Source organism: Bauldia sp. (genome assembly GCF_020442045.1).
In the GTDB taxonomy this organism is placed as follows: domain Bacteria; phylum Pseudomonadota; class Alphaproteobacteria; order Rhizobiales; family Kaistiaceae; genus Bauldia.
Genome location: NZ_JAGRLA010000012.1, coordinates 1 through 14,756, shown reverse-complemented (window position 1 = coordinate 14,756; position 14,756 = coordinate 1). Strand labels below are relative to the sequence as shown.

The window sequence follows — 14,756 nt, the reverse complement described above, 5'->3', positions numbered from 1 at the left end:
TTGGTCAGATGCGCGTCCAGTACCTGCCAATCGGTGCGATCGGGCTGGTTCGTTGAATGCGCGTAGTGCATCGTGGCGCGATTCAGGGCTGACTCGTTTCGCTGGCTGTCCCATAGTCGACGGTCCCGAGCAGCGTATGCCGTTCGTAGCCACAAGGCCACATCCGCTTGCTCGGCGGCTTCGCCGCCCATCACCGACCTGTTGGCAGGCGCCGGGTGCCTAATCGTCTGCCTTTTACATATTTGAGCCGGCAAACGTTAAGCCCTGACCGCTAGAAGATACATGCCTGCGGGAACGCAAGGCCGAGGCCGGAAAGGGGATGCCGTCCTCGAGAAGGCGGCGGCGGCAGCTGGCGGCCGCAGACCATCTAGAGACGGGGGCAGGCATGACGGTTGTTCTCATCGCCTCGGCGGTCGCAATCGCCATCACGGTTCCGATCTTCCTTCACCTACACGCCTCGCGAGTGCCTGGAGCGTTGGCCTTTGCCGCCTCGGCAATGGTCGCATCGGTGCATATCGCCTTGAGAGCCATCGGAGGTTCGGATTCGCGAGGCTGGCTCGACATCGTTTTCCCACTTGTCATGCTCCTTGGCAGCCTGTTGATGCTTTCAGGCTTTCGACAGTTCGTATCGAAGCCAGCGCTGCGACCGCACGCCCTTGTCGCCATCCTCATGCCGGTTGCGGGCCTTCTCGCCGTATTCACCTTCATGGTGGATAGCCTTGCCGGCAGGATGATCGTCAGCACCGGGTCGGCGTCGATCATCGTCCTGGCCATGGCCTGGACGATGATCGACGGATTCCGTCAGGCCGATGCGCCGACTGCCTTCAAGCTTTTCGCGATCGTCTGCGCATTCGTCGTCTCGGCATTCTTCATGTCGCGGTGGCTTGCGGCTGTCATGGGCACCGACAGCTGGAGCTACTTCGCTGAACCGACGGCCTGGAACCTGGCCATCTCGTCCATGCGGCTGCTGTTGTTTCCCACCATGTATTTGTCGGCACTCCTGCTGCTGCTCGGAAGAACCGTGACCAGGCTTGAACGGTCGCTGAACCATGACAGCCTGACCGGCGCATTGTCGCGGCGGGCCTTTCTCGAGAATGCGGCTCCCCATTTCGATCCCAACCGTGCGGTCCAGGGCAATGTCGCGCTGCTGTTTCTCGATATCGACCACTTCAAGCAACTCAATGATCGCTACGGCCACGACACTGGCGACCGGGCGCTCCGGCACTTTGTCGAGGTTACCTCCAAGGCTCTGCCGTCTCAGGCCCGTCTCGGCCGGCTCGGCGGCGAAGAATTCGCGATCCTGCTGCCGGCGAGCGCGGCTGCGGTCGCGACATCAGTGAGCAAGATGATATTGAATGCCCTGAGGAATGCGCCTCTTTCATCCGTCGAAGAATCCATCCCCATGACGGTCAGCATCGGCGTCGCAATCGCGCGGCCGGGTGACTCGACCAATGAGATTCTGAAACGCGCCGATGAGGCGCTTTATCAGGCCAAGGCGAATGGCCGTGACCAGGTCTGCCTGGCCGGCGAGCTCGAAGGGGATGCCGCCGATCGGAACGAGAAGGCCGATGATGGAGGGCGCCAGGACCATGTCCCATCGATCTTCGGCGCAGCCTATGGAGCGCGGTAGCCGCGGATGCGCGCGGTGGGCATCCCAGGATTACATGAAAGCGGCCTGTCCGATACGGCTTGCCTGAGCGCCAGACGGGAGCATCCCGATCGGCTGCAACGAAGACGGCTCGGCCGCCCGGCTTAGGAACACGAAAGGCTTCGGGAATTGCGGCGCCTTGCGTGGGAAACGAAGTCTCCAGGAGTGTCGATACCGACTACGCGGCCGGAAGTCCCCAAAATTTTCAGCAGTGCTCTCGCATAGATTGCGCTCTCGCAAGCGCCGATGATCCGGCGGATGCGAGCAGGGTCAAGCCGATCCGTCCAAAGCCCTCAGCGGCCCGCCCGCCAGGCTCGCAGCCGCTCGAATATCCGCGGAATGGAGATCACCGCGATCAGCAGCGCCCCGATGTAGACGCTGATGACCTGCCCCGGGATGTTATTGAGCGCCATGCCGAAGGTGACCAGGCCGAGAACGAGGACGGCGAGAAATACGCCCAGGATCGAGCCGACGCCTCCGGCGATCGAAACGCCGCCGAGAATGACCATCGTGACGATATCGAGCTCCCAGCCGACCGCGATGTTCGAACGCATCGAGCCGAGCCGCGCCGTGAGCAGGGCCCCGGCAAGACCGGACAGCATGCCGGAAAGCCCGAAGAGCAGGAAACGCAGTCGATTGACCGGGACACCCGAAAAACGCGCGGCGACCGGATTGGAGCCGATGGCGAAAAGCTGGCGGCCGACCGCGGTCCTGTGGAGGACGATGCCGAAGATCAGGGCGAGGACAAGGAAAACGAGGAACGACAGGGGCACCGGCGGAATGAACAGCCACGGAATGCCCGTCTCGGTCATCGGGATGAAATAGGACTGGCCGAGGTCGAGGAAGCCCTGCGGATATGACCTGAGCGCCTGGTCCCCCAAAATCACCTGCGTCAGTCCGCGAAACAGCGACATCGTGCCGATGGTGACGACGATCGAGGGCAGCCTGAACCGGGTCACCAGCGCGCCGTTGAAGACGCCGCAGAGCAGTCCGATGCCGAGGCCGACCGCAAACAGCATCGTCGGGCTCCAGCCGGCCTCGGCGGCGTAGCCGATGCCCATCGATGCCAGCGCCACGATCGCCGCGACCGAGAGGTCGATGTCGCGCACCAGGATAAGCAGCGCCATGCCCAGCGCGATGATCGCCTTCTCGGAGAAGTTGGAGGTGGCGTCCGCCAGGTTGTAGACGTCGAGAAAATACGGCGAGACGAGCGAGTTCACCACGATCGTCAGCACGAACAGGATGACCAGGATCACGTCCCAGCTAAGGAGAAAGTCGCGCAGCCGTCGCGGCGCGGTGTCGAGGACCGTGTAACGGTCCTGCTGGCCTGGCTGCACGGGGACGTTCACGCCTTGACCCTCCTCAACAAGCCGGAATCCCTGCCGAGACGACGGGCCTCGGGCAGAATGAGCTTGTCCGGCCGATGCTCCGCCCGCGCGTTGATGACGACGGCCGCGAGGATGACGGCGCCGGCGATTGCCATCTGCCAGAAGGGCGAAATCTGCAGCACGGGAAGCGCGGTGTTGACGATGCCGAGGAAGAGCGCACCCAACAGGGTCCCTGCGACGGTGCCGACCCCGCCGCCGATCGAGACGCCGCCAATCACGCAGGCCGCGATGACGGTCAGCTCGTAGCCACTGGCGATCTCGGAATAGGCGACGCCGTAGCGGGCAACCCAGAGATATCCGCAGAGCCCGGAGACAGCGCCCGCGATCGAATAGGCCAGAAACTCCTGCCGGCCTTGGCTGATGCCGCAATAGCGCGCCGCCAGCGGGTTGCCGCCGACGGCGTAGAGACCGCGTCCGGTGCGCGTGAAATTGAGGAAGAGCCAGAACAGGATCGACACGCCTATGGCGATCCAGATCGGCGTGGTCAGTCCGAGAAATGTCTGCTTCGGGAAGGCCTGGAAGACGTCGCCCATCTCCGAGGCATTCACCTGGTCCCCGCCGGCCAGGATGATGATCATGCCACGATAGACGGCCAGCGTCCCGAGCGTGACGACAATCGGCGGTATGGTGAGGAGAGCGACGAGGGCGCCGTTGATCATACCAAGCAGCAATCCGACCGCCACGCCGGCCGCGATCATCAGGGCAAGGGGGACGCCGGGATAATATTGGCTGACCAGCGCCGCGACGAATCCCGAAAGGGCGAGATTGGCGGCGACCGAGAGGTCGATGCCGCGGGTAAGGATGACGACCATCTGCGCCAGCGCGAGCATGAACAGCACCGACGTCTCGGTGAGCATGTCGCTTATGTTCTGCCAGCGGACAAAGACCGGGTCATACGAGCCGATCAAAATGACTCCAATGACCAGAATCAGGGCGAGGAAAAGTTCGCGCGATTTTATGAGCGAGGTCACGCGGCGTCCCTTCGCGCACCGGTGGCCGCACCGACGATCGCTTCGGCACTCCAGCGGCCTCGCTGGAACTCCTCGACGATCCGCCCTTCCTTCATGACGATCAGGCGGTCGGCGAGCCCCATGACCTCCGGCAGTTCCGAAGAGATCAGGACGACCGCAAGTCCTTCGCCGGCAAGCTCGCCGATGAACTCGTGGACCGCGGCCTTCGAGCCGATGTCGATGCCCTTCGTCGGTTCGTCGAGGACGATGACTTTCGGCCGCGTCGCCAGCCACTTGGCGATCACCACTTTCTGCTGGTTGCCGCCGGAAAGCTCGGCCAGCCGCTGCTCCCAGCTGGAGGCCTTCACCGCCAGACGCCGGCCGAGATGTCGCGTCTCGTCGATTTCCAGGGGGCGAGACAGGAACAACCCGCGCACATACTGGCCGAGACTGGCGAGGGTGACGTTCTCCCGGATCCCGAGCGAGAGAATTGCACCCTGGTCCTGCCGGTCCTCCGGCACGTAGGAGATGCCGGCGGCGATCGCATCGGCCGGCGAGGCGACCGCGAGCGGCCGGCCCTCCAGCGTCACCCTGCCCCGAGTCGTCGGGGTGATACCGAACAGGCCCTGCATGGCCTCGGTACGGCCGGCGCCGACCAGGCCATAGAGGCCGAGAATCTCGCCCTTGCGCAAGTCGAAGGAGATGTCGGCATATTCCGTCGCATTCGAGAGGCCCTCGACCGAAAGCACGACGTCGCCGATCGGAACGTCCCGCTTCGGGAAGACCTGGTCGACGGGACGCCCGACCATCATGCGCACGAGCTCCGCTTCGGTCACCGAGGCGACCGGTCCCTCGCCGACTTTCTCGCCGTCGCGGAGGCACACGAAGTCGTCGGCGATGCGGAATATCTCGTCGAACTTGTGGCTGATGAACACGACGGCGTGGCCCTCGGCCTTCAACTGCTCGACGATGCGGAACAGATCGTCGATCTCGTTGGCGGAGAGGGCGGCCGTCGGCTCGTCCATGATGACCACCTGGGCCTCATGCGAAAGTGCGCGCGCGATCTCCACCAGGTGCTTCTGCGCCACCGACAGGCGCTTGAGGGGGAGGCCGGGCGGGATGGGCGCATCGATACGCTCCAGGAGGTCGGCCGCGCGGGCGCGCATCCGGGACCAGTCGACACCCCCCGTGGCGGCGACCGGCATATGCCCCATGAAGATGTTCTCGGCAACGGTGAGTTCGTCGAACATCACCGTTTCCTGATGGATCGCCGCAATCCCGGCGGCCCAGGCGTCGCGTGGCGAGGAGAAATGCCTGGCCGCGCCGCCGACATGGATCTCGCCGCTGTCGGGCCGGTATATGCCGGTGAGGATCTTGACGATGGTCGACTTGCCGGCCCCGTTCTCGCCGATCAGCGCCGTCACCCGCCCGGATTGGAGGGAAAGGCTGACGTCATGAAGCGCCCGCACGCCCGGAAAGCTCTTGGACACTGCGGTGAGGGTGAGGACGGGATCGGACATGAAATCGGAGGCGGATATTCTGCGGTGCGGCCATGACCGGACGAACCGGTCATGGCCCTGGAGATGGGCGAAAATCCGCGGTCAGAAAATCTTCGCGTATTCTTCCACGTTCGACTTGTCGAACACGAAGGGCTCGCCCATGACGCACTCGCCGTCGGGACCGACGGTGGTCTCGCCCTTCGAGCCCATCGACAGCTTCGAGCCCTCCGCCGTCGCTGCGCCGTTCAGGATATCGTTCATGATGTAGGTCGAGGCATAGCCGTAGTCGACCGGGTTCCAGATCGCGAAGGTGTCGCAGGCGCCTGCCAGGACGTAGTCCTTCATCTCCGAGGGCAGGCCGAGGCCGGTGATGTAGACCTTGCCGACCAGGCCGCCATCGACGATCGCCTTGGCGCCCGAGCGGATACCGATGGTGGTCGGCGAGATGACGCCCTTCAGGTCCGGATGCGATTTGATCAGGCCCTGCATCTCGCGATAGCTCTTGTCGTCCTGGTCATCGCCATAGACGGTCGCGACCAGCGGCATGTCCTTGTATTCGGGCTTTTTCCATTCCTCCTTCATGGCCTCGATCCAGGCGTTCTGGTTGGTCATCGTGGAAGCGGCGGAAAGAATGGCGACCTCGCCCTTGTAGTCCAGCGTCTTGCCGATCATCTGTACCTGCTTCGCGCCGATCAGCGGGGTCGAGGACGCCGACAGATGGACGATGCGGCCGTCGGGCGCGATCGCCGAGTCGAAGCTCATCACCTTGATGCCCCGCTGCATGGCCTTCTTGCCGACCGGCACGAGGGCGTCCGCATCATTCGCGGACACGATGATGCCGTCGACCTTCTGCGCGATCTGCGCGTCGATGACCGCGATCTGGTCTTCCGCGGTCGGCTTGGCAGACGCGGTGTAGATGATCTCGATGCCACCGATCTCGTCGGCGGCCTGCTTCGCGCCATTGGCGCAGGCGTCGAAATAGCTGTTGCCGAGGTTCTTCACGATCATCGCGATGCGCTTGTTGTCGGCGGCGCTCAGCGACGATGTCAGGATCGACGGTGCGGCCGCAACAAGCGCAGCGCCACCAGCGGTCTTCAACAGAGTGCGACGTGTCGTAGTCATGGCAAATTACTCCTCCCATGCCCCGAGCGATTCAGGGCATTTTCCTTGGTCAAGTGCGCCAGGCACTATCGGCTGCACTCATGCAGCTGGCCGCCATTCTGACACTCGCTCGATGAGAAGGCTACTGCGTCCCCGATATCTGCAATTCGGAGGGTGGCATGATCGGCACCTGTGGAGGGCAGATCAGGGGGTATGGGCCCCGCTCGGTTGAGCGACACCTCCCGGAAGACACCCCCAATCCGATGCGAAACAAGGGCTCGCGATGTTCAGCGCCGAGCAGGCTGGATCGCCATAAATGGCTGATCTCCGCTATTTCCGAGGTGCTATGTTCAGTTATGAGAGAGGGGGATGGTGCCCAGGGGCGGAATCGAACCACCGACACGCGGATTTTCAGTCCGCTGCTCTACCAACTGAGCTACCTGGGCTGAGCCGGCCCAACGGAGGCGACAGGCACCTTCGTTCACCGGCAGGGCGTCGCCTTATAGGAAACTCGGCGCGAGGTGTCCAGATCGTTCAGCGACATCCTTCGGCACCCGCCTTCGTGCTCCGTGGCTCGCCTGAAACAGCGGGTCCCGCTCGCCCGCCGCGGACGCCCCGGAACCCGGCTCAGCCCGATGACGGAGCCCCGTCCTCGTCATCCTCGTCCCCCTCGACGCCCGGGATCGCATAGGCGCCGGAAAGCCATCGGTTGAGGTCGACGTCGGCGCAGCGTCGCGAGCAGAAGGGAAACATCGTCCTGTCCGCCGGCTTGCCGCAGATCGGGCAGGCACGCCGCGGCCTCAGCGGAATGACCTCGCCGCCGGCTCTGGCCGGGCCGCCCTCCTCCTCCCCATCGGCCATGGCGTCCTCGTCAGCCCTTCAGCCAGTTGAAATGCACGGGATAGCCGTCGCCGACCAGCAGCGTCATCGCCTCATAGAGCGGCAGGCCGACGACGTTCGAGTAGGATCCGACCATCTTGATGACGAAGCCGCCGGCGAGCCCCTGCACGGCATAGCCGCCCGCCTTGCCGCGCCATTCGCCCGAAGCGAGGTAGCTCTCCATGTCCTCGCGCGACAGCCGCTTGAAGCGGACGCGGGTCTCGACCAGGCGCTGGCGCATCTGGCCGGCGGCGTTGGTCAGCACCAGCCCGGTATAGACGCGATGCGAACGGCCCGAGAGCAGCCTGAGGCAGGCGGCCGCTTCCTCGATGCGCTCCGCCTTCGGCAGGCAGCGCCGGCCGACCCCGACCACCGTGTCGGCGGTCAGCACCAGCGCACCGGCAAATTCCTCGTCCCCCTTCAGCAAGGCGGCGGCGGCCTCGGCCTTTTCGCGGGCCAGGCGCTTGGCGAGATTGCGGGGCAGCTCGTGGCGCTTTGGCGCCTCGTCGATCGCCGTCGGCATCAGCCGGTCCGGCTCGACACCGATCTGGTTCAGGAGCTGAAGTCGGCGTACCGAGCCCGACGCGAGAACCAGTTTCAGACGTCCCGGCATGTCATTTTCCTGCGACGGCGCCGGCAGCCGGCGGTGCGCCGCTATTTGAAGCGGTAGGTGATCCGACCCTTGGTCAGATCGTAAGGCGTCATCTCGACCAGGACCTTGTCTCCGGCCAGGACGCGAATGCGATTCTTCCGCATCCGGCCCGCGGTATGTGCGATGATCTCATGGTCGTTTTCAAGCTTCACGCGGAAGGTCGCGTTCGGAAGCAGTTCGGAGACAACCCCCGGAAACTCGATGATCTCTTCCTTGGCCATGCGGTTCCTGTCTGGCAGCGGCTGGAAAAAGTGGGCGGGACGGTAGCCGATTAGCGCTCGGATGTGAACCGGATCATGCTTCGCGCCGGTCGCGCCAACCGAGCGCGCAAACCAGCGTGAACAGCCGGCGGGCGGTGTCGAAATCCATGTCGACCTTGCCCTGCAGCCGCTCCCGCAGCAGGGTCGCGCCCTCGTTGTGGATGCCGCGCCGTCCCATGTCGATCGCCTCGAAACGGGCGGGCGACATCGTGCCTTCGGCCGACTGGTAGGTCTCGCAAATCAGGAAGTAGTCCCGGATCACCCGCGACAGGGGCTTGAAGGAGAGGATGTGCCGGGCGACCGGGCCGCCGCCGGCGTCCATGATATCGAGGACCAGCTTGCGCTCGGCTATCGAAATCCTGAGGCGATAAGCCCCTTCTCCGCCGGCCGGAAGAAAGTGGTTGTCGGCGGCGATCATGTCCTGCATGGCGATCTCCCGCTCCGCCTCGAGGAACGGGCGCCCGCCCGTGAGAGCCGCCGGGTCGACCTCGACGCCGATCAGCCTGCCGGACCGCCCCCTGCCGTCTCCGGCCATCGCTGCCCCCTCAGCGGTTCATCCGGATCGACACCGAACGCGCATGGGCATCGAGCCCCTCCGCCTCGGCAAGCGTGATCGCGGCCGGACCGAGGGCGCGAAGCTGCTCGGGGCCGAGCTTCAGCAATGTCGTCCGCTTGACGAAATCGAAGACCGACAGCCCGGAGGAGAAGCGGGCCGAGCGCGCGGTGGGCAGGACGTGGTTCGGGCCGCCGACATAATCGCCGATGACCTCTGGCGTATGCCGGCCAAGGAAGACCGAGCCGGCATTGCGGACCCGGACGAGCAGCGCCTCCGGATCGGCGACGGCGAGCTCGAGATGCTCCGGCGCGACCCGGTTGGAAAGCGCCACCCCGGCGGCAAGCGAATCGACGAGGATGATCGCGCCGTGGTCACGCCAGCTCGCGGCGGCGACCTCGCCGCGCGGCAGCGTGGCGAGCTGGCGCCCGACCGCCGAAGCGACGCGTTCGGCAAGGTCTTCCGAATCGGTGACGAGGATCGATTGCGCCGCCGTGTCGTGCTCGGCCTGGGCGAGGAGGTCGGACGCGATCCAGTCGGCGTCGTTGTCGCCGTCGGCGACGACCAGCACCTCCGACGCCCCGGCGATCATGTCGATCCCGACCTGGCCGAAGACCAGCCGCTTGGCGGCGGCGACATAGGCATTGCCCGGCCCGACGATCTTGGCGACCGGCGCGATCGTCCCGGTGCCATAGGCGAGCGCCGCGACCGCCTGCGCGCCCCCAACCCTGTAGACCTCGTCAATGCCGGCGAGCCGGGCCGCGACCAGCACCAGCGGGTTGGTCCTGCCGTCCGGCGTCGGCACGGTCAGCACGATCCGCTCGACACCGGCGACCCGCGCCGGCACGGCATTCATCAGCACCGAGCTCGGATAGGCCGCGGTCCCGCCCGGCACATAGAGACCGACCGCCTCGATCGCCGTCCAGCGCATGCCGAGCTCGACGCCGAGATCGTCGGCATAGTGGTCGTCGGCCGGCATCTGGCGGCGGTGGAAATCCTCGATCCGCTGTTTCGCGAAGCGCAGCGCGTCGCGCGCCTCGCCGGTCACACTCACCTCGGCGGCGTCGAATTCGGCTTCCGGGATCCGCAGGGTCGCCGGCGTCAGCTCGATCCGGTCGAACCTGCCGGTGTGCTCGACCAGCGCCGCATCGCCGCGCGCGCGGACATCCTCGATGATGCCACGGGCAACCGCCTCGACGTCCTCGGAGACCTCGCGCTTGGCGGCGAGCAGCGCGCGGAAGCGATCCTCGAAATCGGGATCGGACTGGTTGAGCCTGCTGACCACCCCCGACAGTGCCTCCGTCAGGCCGTGGCGGAGGTGTCGACGGACAGGTCGTGCTCGGGCTTCGCCGCCGTCGCCCAGGCCGCGCCGAGGTCGGCGAGGCGCGTCTCGATGCATTCGACGTCGAGCTGGACCGCGGCACCGCCGGCGAAGACCAGCGTCAGGCTGCCGCCCGGGGCCTCGTCCGGCTCGAAGGTGATGGTCAGCAACTCGAGCACCGCGTCGGGCCGGTCGCGCCTGAGCCGGCTGGTGCGGACCGCCTTCACCCGGTCGAAGACGAGGGCGGTGCGGCGGCGCTCGAACGCGGTCCGCTCACCCTGGCACTTCTCCCAGATGAAGCGGTTGAGGACGAGGGCGAAGCGGTTCTCCTTCGGCAGGTAGGTCAGGTCGCCGACCTTCATCACCGCGTCCTGGACATGGGCCGAAAGCACCGACAGATCTTCCTCGTCGAGGGCGAGAAGCTTCAGGCAATCCGGTTCGCTCATGATCGGTCTCGGACGGTTGCTGGGATGCACCTCAGGTAGTGTCAGCCGGCCTCCGGCGCAATACCGCGATCAGCCGGATATCCTCTCCACCGTCGCGCCGCAATTGCCGAGTTTCTGCTCGATCCGCTCGAAGCCGCGGTCGAGGTGATAGACGCGATTGACGACCGTCTCGCCTTCCGCGGCAAGCCCGGCGATAACCAGCGACATCGAGGCCCTGAGGTCGGTCGCCATCACCTCGGCGCCCTTCAGCCTGTCGACGCCATGGACCGTCGCCATCTGGCCGTCGAGATGAATGTCGGCGCCGAGCCGGGCCAGCTCCTGGACGTGCATGAAACGGTTCTCGAAGATGGTCTCGCGAATCCGCGACGCGCCCCTGGCGTGGCAGACCAGCGCCATCAGCTGCGCCTGAAGGTCGGTCGGGAAGCCGGGGAAAGGCGCGGTCGTCACGTCGACCGCATTGAGACCGCTCCCGTTGCGGCGGATGCGGATGCCCTCGTTGGTGGCGGTCACCTCGGCGCCGACCTCGCCAAGCAGATCGAGGGGCGCCTGAAGGGTCTCGGCGGATGCGCCCTCGAGCAGCACGTCACCGCCGGCCATTGCCACGGCGAAGGCATAGGTCCCGGTCTCGATCCGGTCGGGCATGACCGAATGGCGGGCACCCGTGAGCCGGTCGACGCCGGTGATGCGGATGGTCGAGGTGCCGGCGCCGGAGATCCTGGCGCCCATCTTGAGGAGGCAGGAAGCAAGGTCGAGCACTTCCGGCTCGCGGGCGGCGTTCTCGATCGTGGTTTCGCCGCGGGCGAGCGCCGCGGCCATCATCGCGACATGGGTCGCGCCGACCGTTACCTTGGGGAACTGGATGCGGGCGCCGGTGAGCCCCTTCGGCGCACGGGCGACGACATAGCCGCCATCGATGTCGATCTCGGCGCCGAGGTCGCGAAGCGCCATGATGAAAAGGTCGACCGGCCGGGTGCCGATGGCACAGCCGCCGGGCAGCGACACCCGCGCCTCGCCCATCCGCGCGATCAGCGGGCCGATCACCCAGAAGCTCGCCCGCATCTTCGAGACCAGCTCATAGGGCGCGACGGTGTCGACGATGTCCCGCGCCGAGAGTTCGATCGTCTCGCCCGACGAACCATTCTGCCCGGCGCGCTTGCCCTGGACCATGCAGTCGACGCCATGGTTGCCGAGGATGCGCTTCAGCAGCATGACGTCGGCGAGATGCGGCACGTTGTCGAGGACCAGCGTCTCGTCGGTCAGGAGGCTGGCGATCATCAGCGGCAGGGTCGCATTCTTGGCGCCGGAGATCGGAATGGTCCCGTTCAGCTCGGCGCCGCCAACGATACGAATGCGATCCATGGAATATCGCCCCCTGTTTGCGCCGGACGTGGTGCCGACGCGTCCCCATATATCCATATATCCCCGGGTCCGGCGGATTCGGCCCGTCTAGCCCAGCTTTGCGGCGCAGACAAGGCTTGGCGCCGGTGCGTCAGTCGCCGTCAGCGGCCCGATTGCCGGCCTCGGCATCGGAATTGCCGTCGGCTGGATCGGAAACGGCGGAAACCGCCGCTTTCCGCCGGCGGAGATTGTCGCGGAGCGCCGCGGCGAGCCGCGCCTCGCGGGTGTCGCTGGCGGCTTTTTTCGCCGGTTGTTGGTCGCCGTCTTTCATGCCGCCAGATTATCCGCCGCGCCGTTCGCCTGCCAGAGGCCTTTTGCTTGAAGCCCGCGCGGGCTTGTGGCAGTAAGACCGCCGTCCGGCACCAACCGGCTCCTGCTGCCGTAGCTCAGTGGTAGAGCACTCCCTTGGTAAGGGAGAGGTCGACAGTTCAATCCTGTCCGGCAGCACCATTCAAACCCGCAGAAATCCGCCACTTTGAGCCCCGCCCGGCGGCAGCCTATTCGGCAGTGGTCGGCGAACATCGGCAGAACATGGCGGATGCATCCGGGGAAAATCCAGGGACTCGTTCACCAGCCGTTCTTCCTTCACGTCATCAGGAACCACCCCGGCGGCAACAATCCGATCGCCAGCGGGATCATCCCTCACCTCGCGGCCGGCGAGCAGGGTCTCTGTTCACTCGCCCGAAAACCTGTGGTAGCATTGCGGCGATACGACACGGGAGGCGTCGCTATGATCAGCATCAAGCGCCTGGCTGGCATTTGCGTGTTCGTTGCGTTTCTGGTTTCGCCAGCGGCAGCCGCAGATATCCAGTCGATTGTCACCGGCCTGCAGAGCAGCGACGCGGCGACGCGCGAGAAGGCCGCCGCCGATCTGGAATCGCTTCCGACGGCCAATGCGGACGATGTCGATGCGATAATTCTGAACGTGGCGAGCTTCGACGATTCCGTCTTGCCGGGAGTCGTGATTGCGCTTTCCAAGTTCGGGACGGCGGCGGTTCCAGGACTTCAGGCAGCGCTTGCATCCGACCAACCGAAGGTTCGCAGGACCGCCGCCCAGGCACTGAGTCGCATTGGAGCACCGGCAAAGGAAGCGACAGCGGACCTTGCAGCCTTGCTCGTGCAGGATGATGATGAGGCTGTTCGCGGGGCCGCCGCGGAAGCGCTTCGGGCGATCGGCCCGGAAGCAAAATCCGCCGCCGCCCAGCTCGCCGCCGCCCTCAAGGATGACTCTCAATGGGTGCGTTGCGTTTCGGTGGAGGCGTTGGCAAACCTCGGTGACCCGGCGTCACCCTACCTCGATATGATAGCCTCGATAGCGGCAAATGATCCCGATCCCTACGTTCGGGATCAGGCGGCAATGTCCGTTGCGCAGCTGCAGGCCCCGTCCATCAATGCTCTTGCTCCCGATGCCGATGCCTCGCCCGTGGATGATTCGCTGAGATCCGTTCTGGAGATACGGTCACATATTGCCCAGGGCTCGGGGACTGGCGATGCGGCGGAAATGCTGGGAAAGGCGTATCTTTCGGCCGTGCCCTCGCCCGATACGGCGATGCTGGAAAACATCGTTCCGGGGGACGCCGATGTCGGCGATCTGTTTGCTCACCGGACGGACAAGAAGTCGGCGGCCGTCATTCGTGGCCAGGCGATCGAAGGGCTCAGGGATCTGGGTTCAGACGCTGTCGGCGGGCTGCCGTATCTGATCATCGCGACCTCCGACCCGACACCATGGGTCAGGGCGGTTTCCGCGGAAACGATCGGAAACCTGGGATCGGAAGCGGGTGACGCGGCCGTACCATACCTGGTGAAGATGCTTGAGGACCAGGACAGCTACGTCCAGCAGACTGCGCTGCAGGCGCTGAGAAAGCTCGCCCCGCCGTAGAAAGCCCGGCATATCCCTGGCAAGCGGTGACACGGAACCAGCGACTACGCCTCGGTTCGGTCTTCGCCGCTGGGCCGCCGTGCGCGCCTCGCGAAGTGGTGCCTTGGCGCTGCCGGTCCTCTTCCTCGAAGACCTTGCAGCCCCGTGGCGGGCTTCAGTCCTGCCATGTGGCGCCACTCCATGGCGCCGATATTCGAACCACCGGCCCTACCCGCCCCGGGTGAGCGTCCGCTCCACCGCGTCCCGCCAGCCGGCATAGCGCCGGGCGCGTTCCGGCTGTCGCATCTTCGGGACGAAGCGGCGGTCCGATTTCCAGCCCCTGGCGAAGGCATCGGGCGGCGGACACAGGCCGGCCTGGAGGCCGGCGAGATAGGCGGCGCCGAGCGCCGTGGTTTCGAGGATCCTCGGCCGGTCGACCGGTGCCCCCAGGACGTCGGCGAGGAATTGCATCGTCCAGTCGGAGGCGACCATGCCGCCATCGACGCGCAGCACCGTCCGCCCGGCGCCGCCCTTTCGCCAGTCGCCCTGCATCGCCTCGAGCAGGTCGCGGGTCTGGTAGCAGACCGCCTCCAGCGCGGCGCGGGCGATCTCGGCCGCGGTCGTTCCGCGGGTGATGCCGTAGATCGCGCCGCGCGCCTCGGCATCCCAATAGGGGGCGCCGAGCCCGACAAGCGCCGGCACGAAGTAGACGGATTGGCCGGGATCGGCTTCGGCCGCCAGTTTTCCCGCCTGCCCGGCGCGCCTGATGATCCTGAGGCCGTCGCGGAGCCATTGCACCGCCG

16 protein-coding genes and 2 tRNA genes are annotated in these 14,756 nt (G+C 65.7%); 3 read left to right on the top strand and 15 right to left on the bottom strand.

Translation table 11 applies throughout. From position 1 onward, the window contains the following. Positions 1-191: hypothetical protein (locus tag KDJ86_RS01410; RefSeq protein ID WP_291741923.1), on the bottom strand; the 191-nt coding region annotated here is incomplete at its 3' end. Between the two features lie 128 nt (positions 192-319). On the opposite strand from KDJ86_RS01410, the gene KDJ86_RS01405 reads away from it, so the two are divergent. Further along, a complete protein-coding gene (locus tag KDJ86_RS01405) occupies positions 320-1,630 on the top strand; it encodes a GGDEF domain-containing protein (protein WP_291741921.1) in 1,311 nt (436 codons plus the stop codon). 311 nt (positions 1,631-1,941) lie between these two features. Here the strand turns inward: KDJ86_RS01405 and KDJ86_RS01400 are convergent, their stop codons facing one another. From KDJ86_RS01400 to KDJ86_RS01340, 13 genes are all read right to left on the bottom strand, one after another. Continuing rightward, on the bottom strand, positions 1,942-2,985 hold the full coding sequence (locus KDJ86_RS01400) for an ABC transporter permease (RefSeq protein ID WP_521085245.1): 1,044 nt from the start codon (positions 2,983-2,985) through the stop codon (positions 1,942-1,944). Positions 2,986-2,993: 8 nt separating this feature from the next. Further along, entirely contained in the window at positions 2,994-4,007 is a 1,014-nt protein-coding gene (locus KDJ86_RS01395; RefSeq protein ID WP_291741916.1) for an ABC transporter permease, read from the bottom strand. Then, complete coding sequence (locus KDJ86_RS01390) at positions 4,004-5,506, bottom strand: sugar ABC transporter ATP-binding protein (protein ID WP_291741913.1); 1,503 nt, start codon at positions 5,504-5,506, stop codon at positions 4,004-4,006. Before KDJ86_RS01390 ends, KDJ86_RS01395 begins: the two co-directional genes overlap by 4 nt. Positions 5,507-5,587: 81 nt before the next feature. Continuing rightward, positions 5,588-6,607, bottom strand: coding sequence for a rhamnose ABC transporter substrate-binding protein (gene rhaS, locus KDJ86_RS01385; protein WP_291741910.1), 1,020 nt, complete (start codon positions 6,605-6,607; stop codon positions 5,588-5,590). Between the two features lie 349 nt (positions 6,608-6,956). After that, a tRNA-Phe gene (locus KDJ86_RS01380) sits at positions 6,957-7,032 on the bottom strand. Between the two features lie 181 nt (positions 7,033-7,213). Continuing rightward, positions 7,214-7,447 carry a DNA gyrase inhibitor YacG gene (yacG, locus tag KDJ86_RS01375; RefSeq protein WP_291741908.1) on the bottom strand — a complete coding sequence of 78 codons (234 nt, stop codon included), beginning with the start codon at positions 7,445-7,447 and terminating at the stop codon, positions 7,214-7,216. 10 nt (positions 7,448-7,457) lie between these two features. After that, positions 7,458-8,078 carry a Maf-like protein gene (locus KDJ86_RS01370; RefSeq protein ID WP_291741905.1) on the bottom strand — a complete coding sequence of 207 codons (621 nt, stop codon included), beginning with the start codon at positions 8,076-8,078 and terminating at the stop codon, positions 7,458-7,460. Positions 8,079-8,119: 41 nt separating this feature from the next. Beyond that, positions 8,120-8,338: a translation initiation factor IF-1 gene (gene infA, locus KDJ86_RS01365; protein ID WP_291741902.1), complete on the bottom strand. Its 219-nt coding sequence runs from the start codon at positions 8,336-8,338 to the stop codon at positions 8,120-8,122. Positions 8,339-8,411: 73 nt separating this feature from the next. Next, positions 8,412-8,912 carry a UPF0262 family protein gene (locus tag KDJ86_RS01360; protein ID WP_291741900.1) on the bottom strand — a complete coding sequence of 167 codons (501 nt, stop codon included), beginning with the start codon at positions 8,910-8,912 and terminating at the stop codon, positions 8,412-8,414. Positions 8,913-8,922: 10 nt separating this feature from the next. Next, a complete protein-coding gene (gene hisD, locus KDJ86_RS01355) occupies positions 8,923-10,215 on the bottom strand; it encodes a histidinol dehydrogenase (RefSeq protein WP_291741897.1) in 1,293 nt (430 codons plus the stop codon). A gap of 17 nt (positions 10,216-10,232) precedes the next feature. After that, a complete protein-coding gene (locus tag KDJ86_RS01350; RefSeq protein ID WP_291741894.1) occupies positions 10,233-10,697 on the bottom strand; it encodes a DUF2948 family protein in 465 nt (154 codons plus the stop codon). Between the two features lie 69 nt (positions 10,698-10,766). Continuing rightward, a complete protein-coding gene (gene murA, locus KDJ86_RS01345) occupies positions 10,767-12,056 on the bottom strand; it encodes a UDP-N-acetylglucosamine 1-carboxyvinyltransferase (RefSeq protein WP_291741891.1) in 1,290 nt (429 codons plus the stop codon). A gap of 130 nt (positions 12,057-12,186) precedes the next feature. Then, the gene (locus KDJ86_RS01340; RefSeq protein WP_291741889.1) at positions 12,187-12,366 is read right to left on the bottom strand and encodes a hypothetical protein; all 180 of its coding nucleotides are present in this window, start codon (positions 12,364-12,366) and stop codon (positions 12,187-12,189) included. Between the two features lie 104 nt (positions 12,367-12,470). Here KDJ86_RS01340 and KDJ86_RS01335 point away from each other — a divergent pair. Both KDJ86_RS01335 and KDJ86_RS01330 read left to right on the top strand, forming a co-directional pair. Next, a tRNA-Thr gene (locus tag KDJ86_RS01335) sits at positions 12,471-12,545 on the top strand. 280 nt (positions 12,546-12,825) lie between these two features. After that, positions 12,826-13,974: a HEAT repeat domain-containing protein gene (locus KDJ86_RS01330; RefSeq protein ID WP_291741885.1), complete on the top strand. Its 1,149-nt coding sequence runs from the start codon at positions 12,826-12,828 to the stop codon at positions 13,972-13,974. Positions 13,975-14,181: 207 nt separating this feature from the next. On the opposite strand, the gene KDJ86_RS01325 is transcribed toward KDJ86_RS01330, so the two are convergent. Next, a partial coding sequence (locus KDJ86_RS01325) for an FGGY-family carbohydrate kinase (RefSeq protein WP_291741882.1) occupies positions 14,182-14,756 on the bottom strand: 575 nt, incomplete at its 5' end.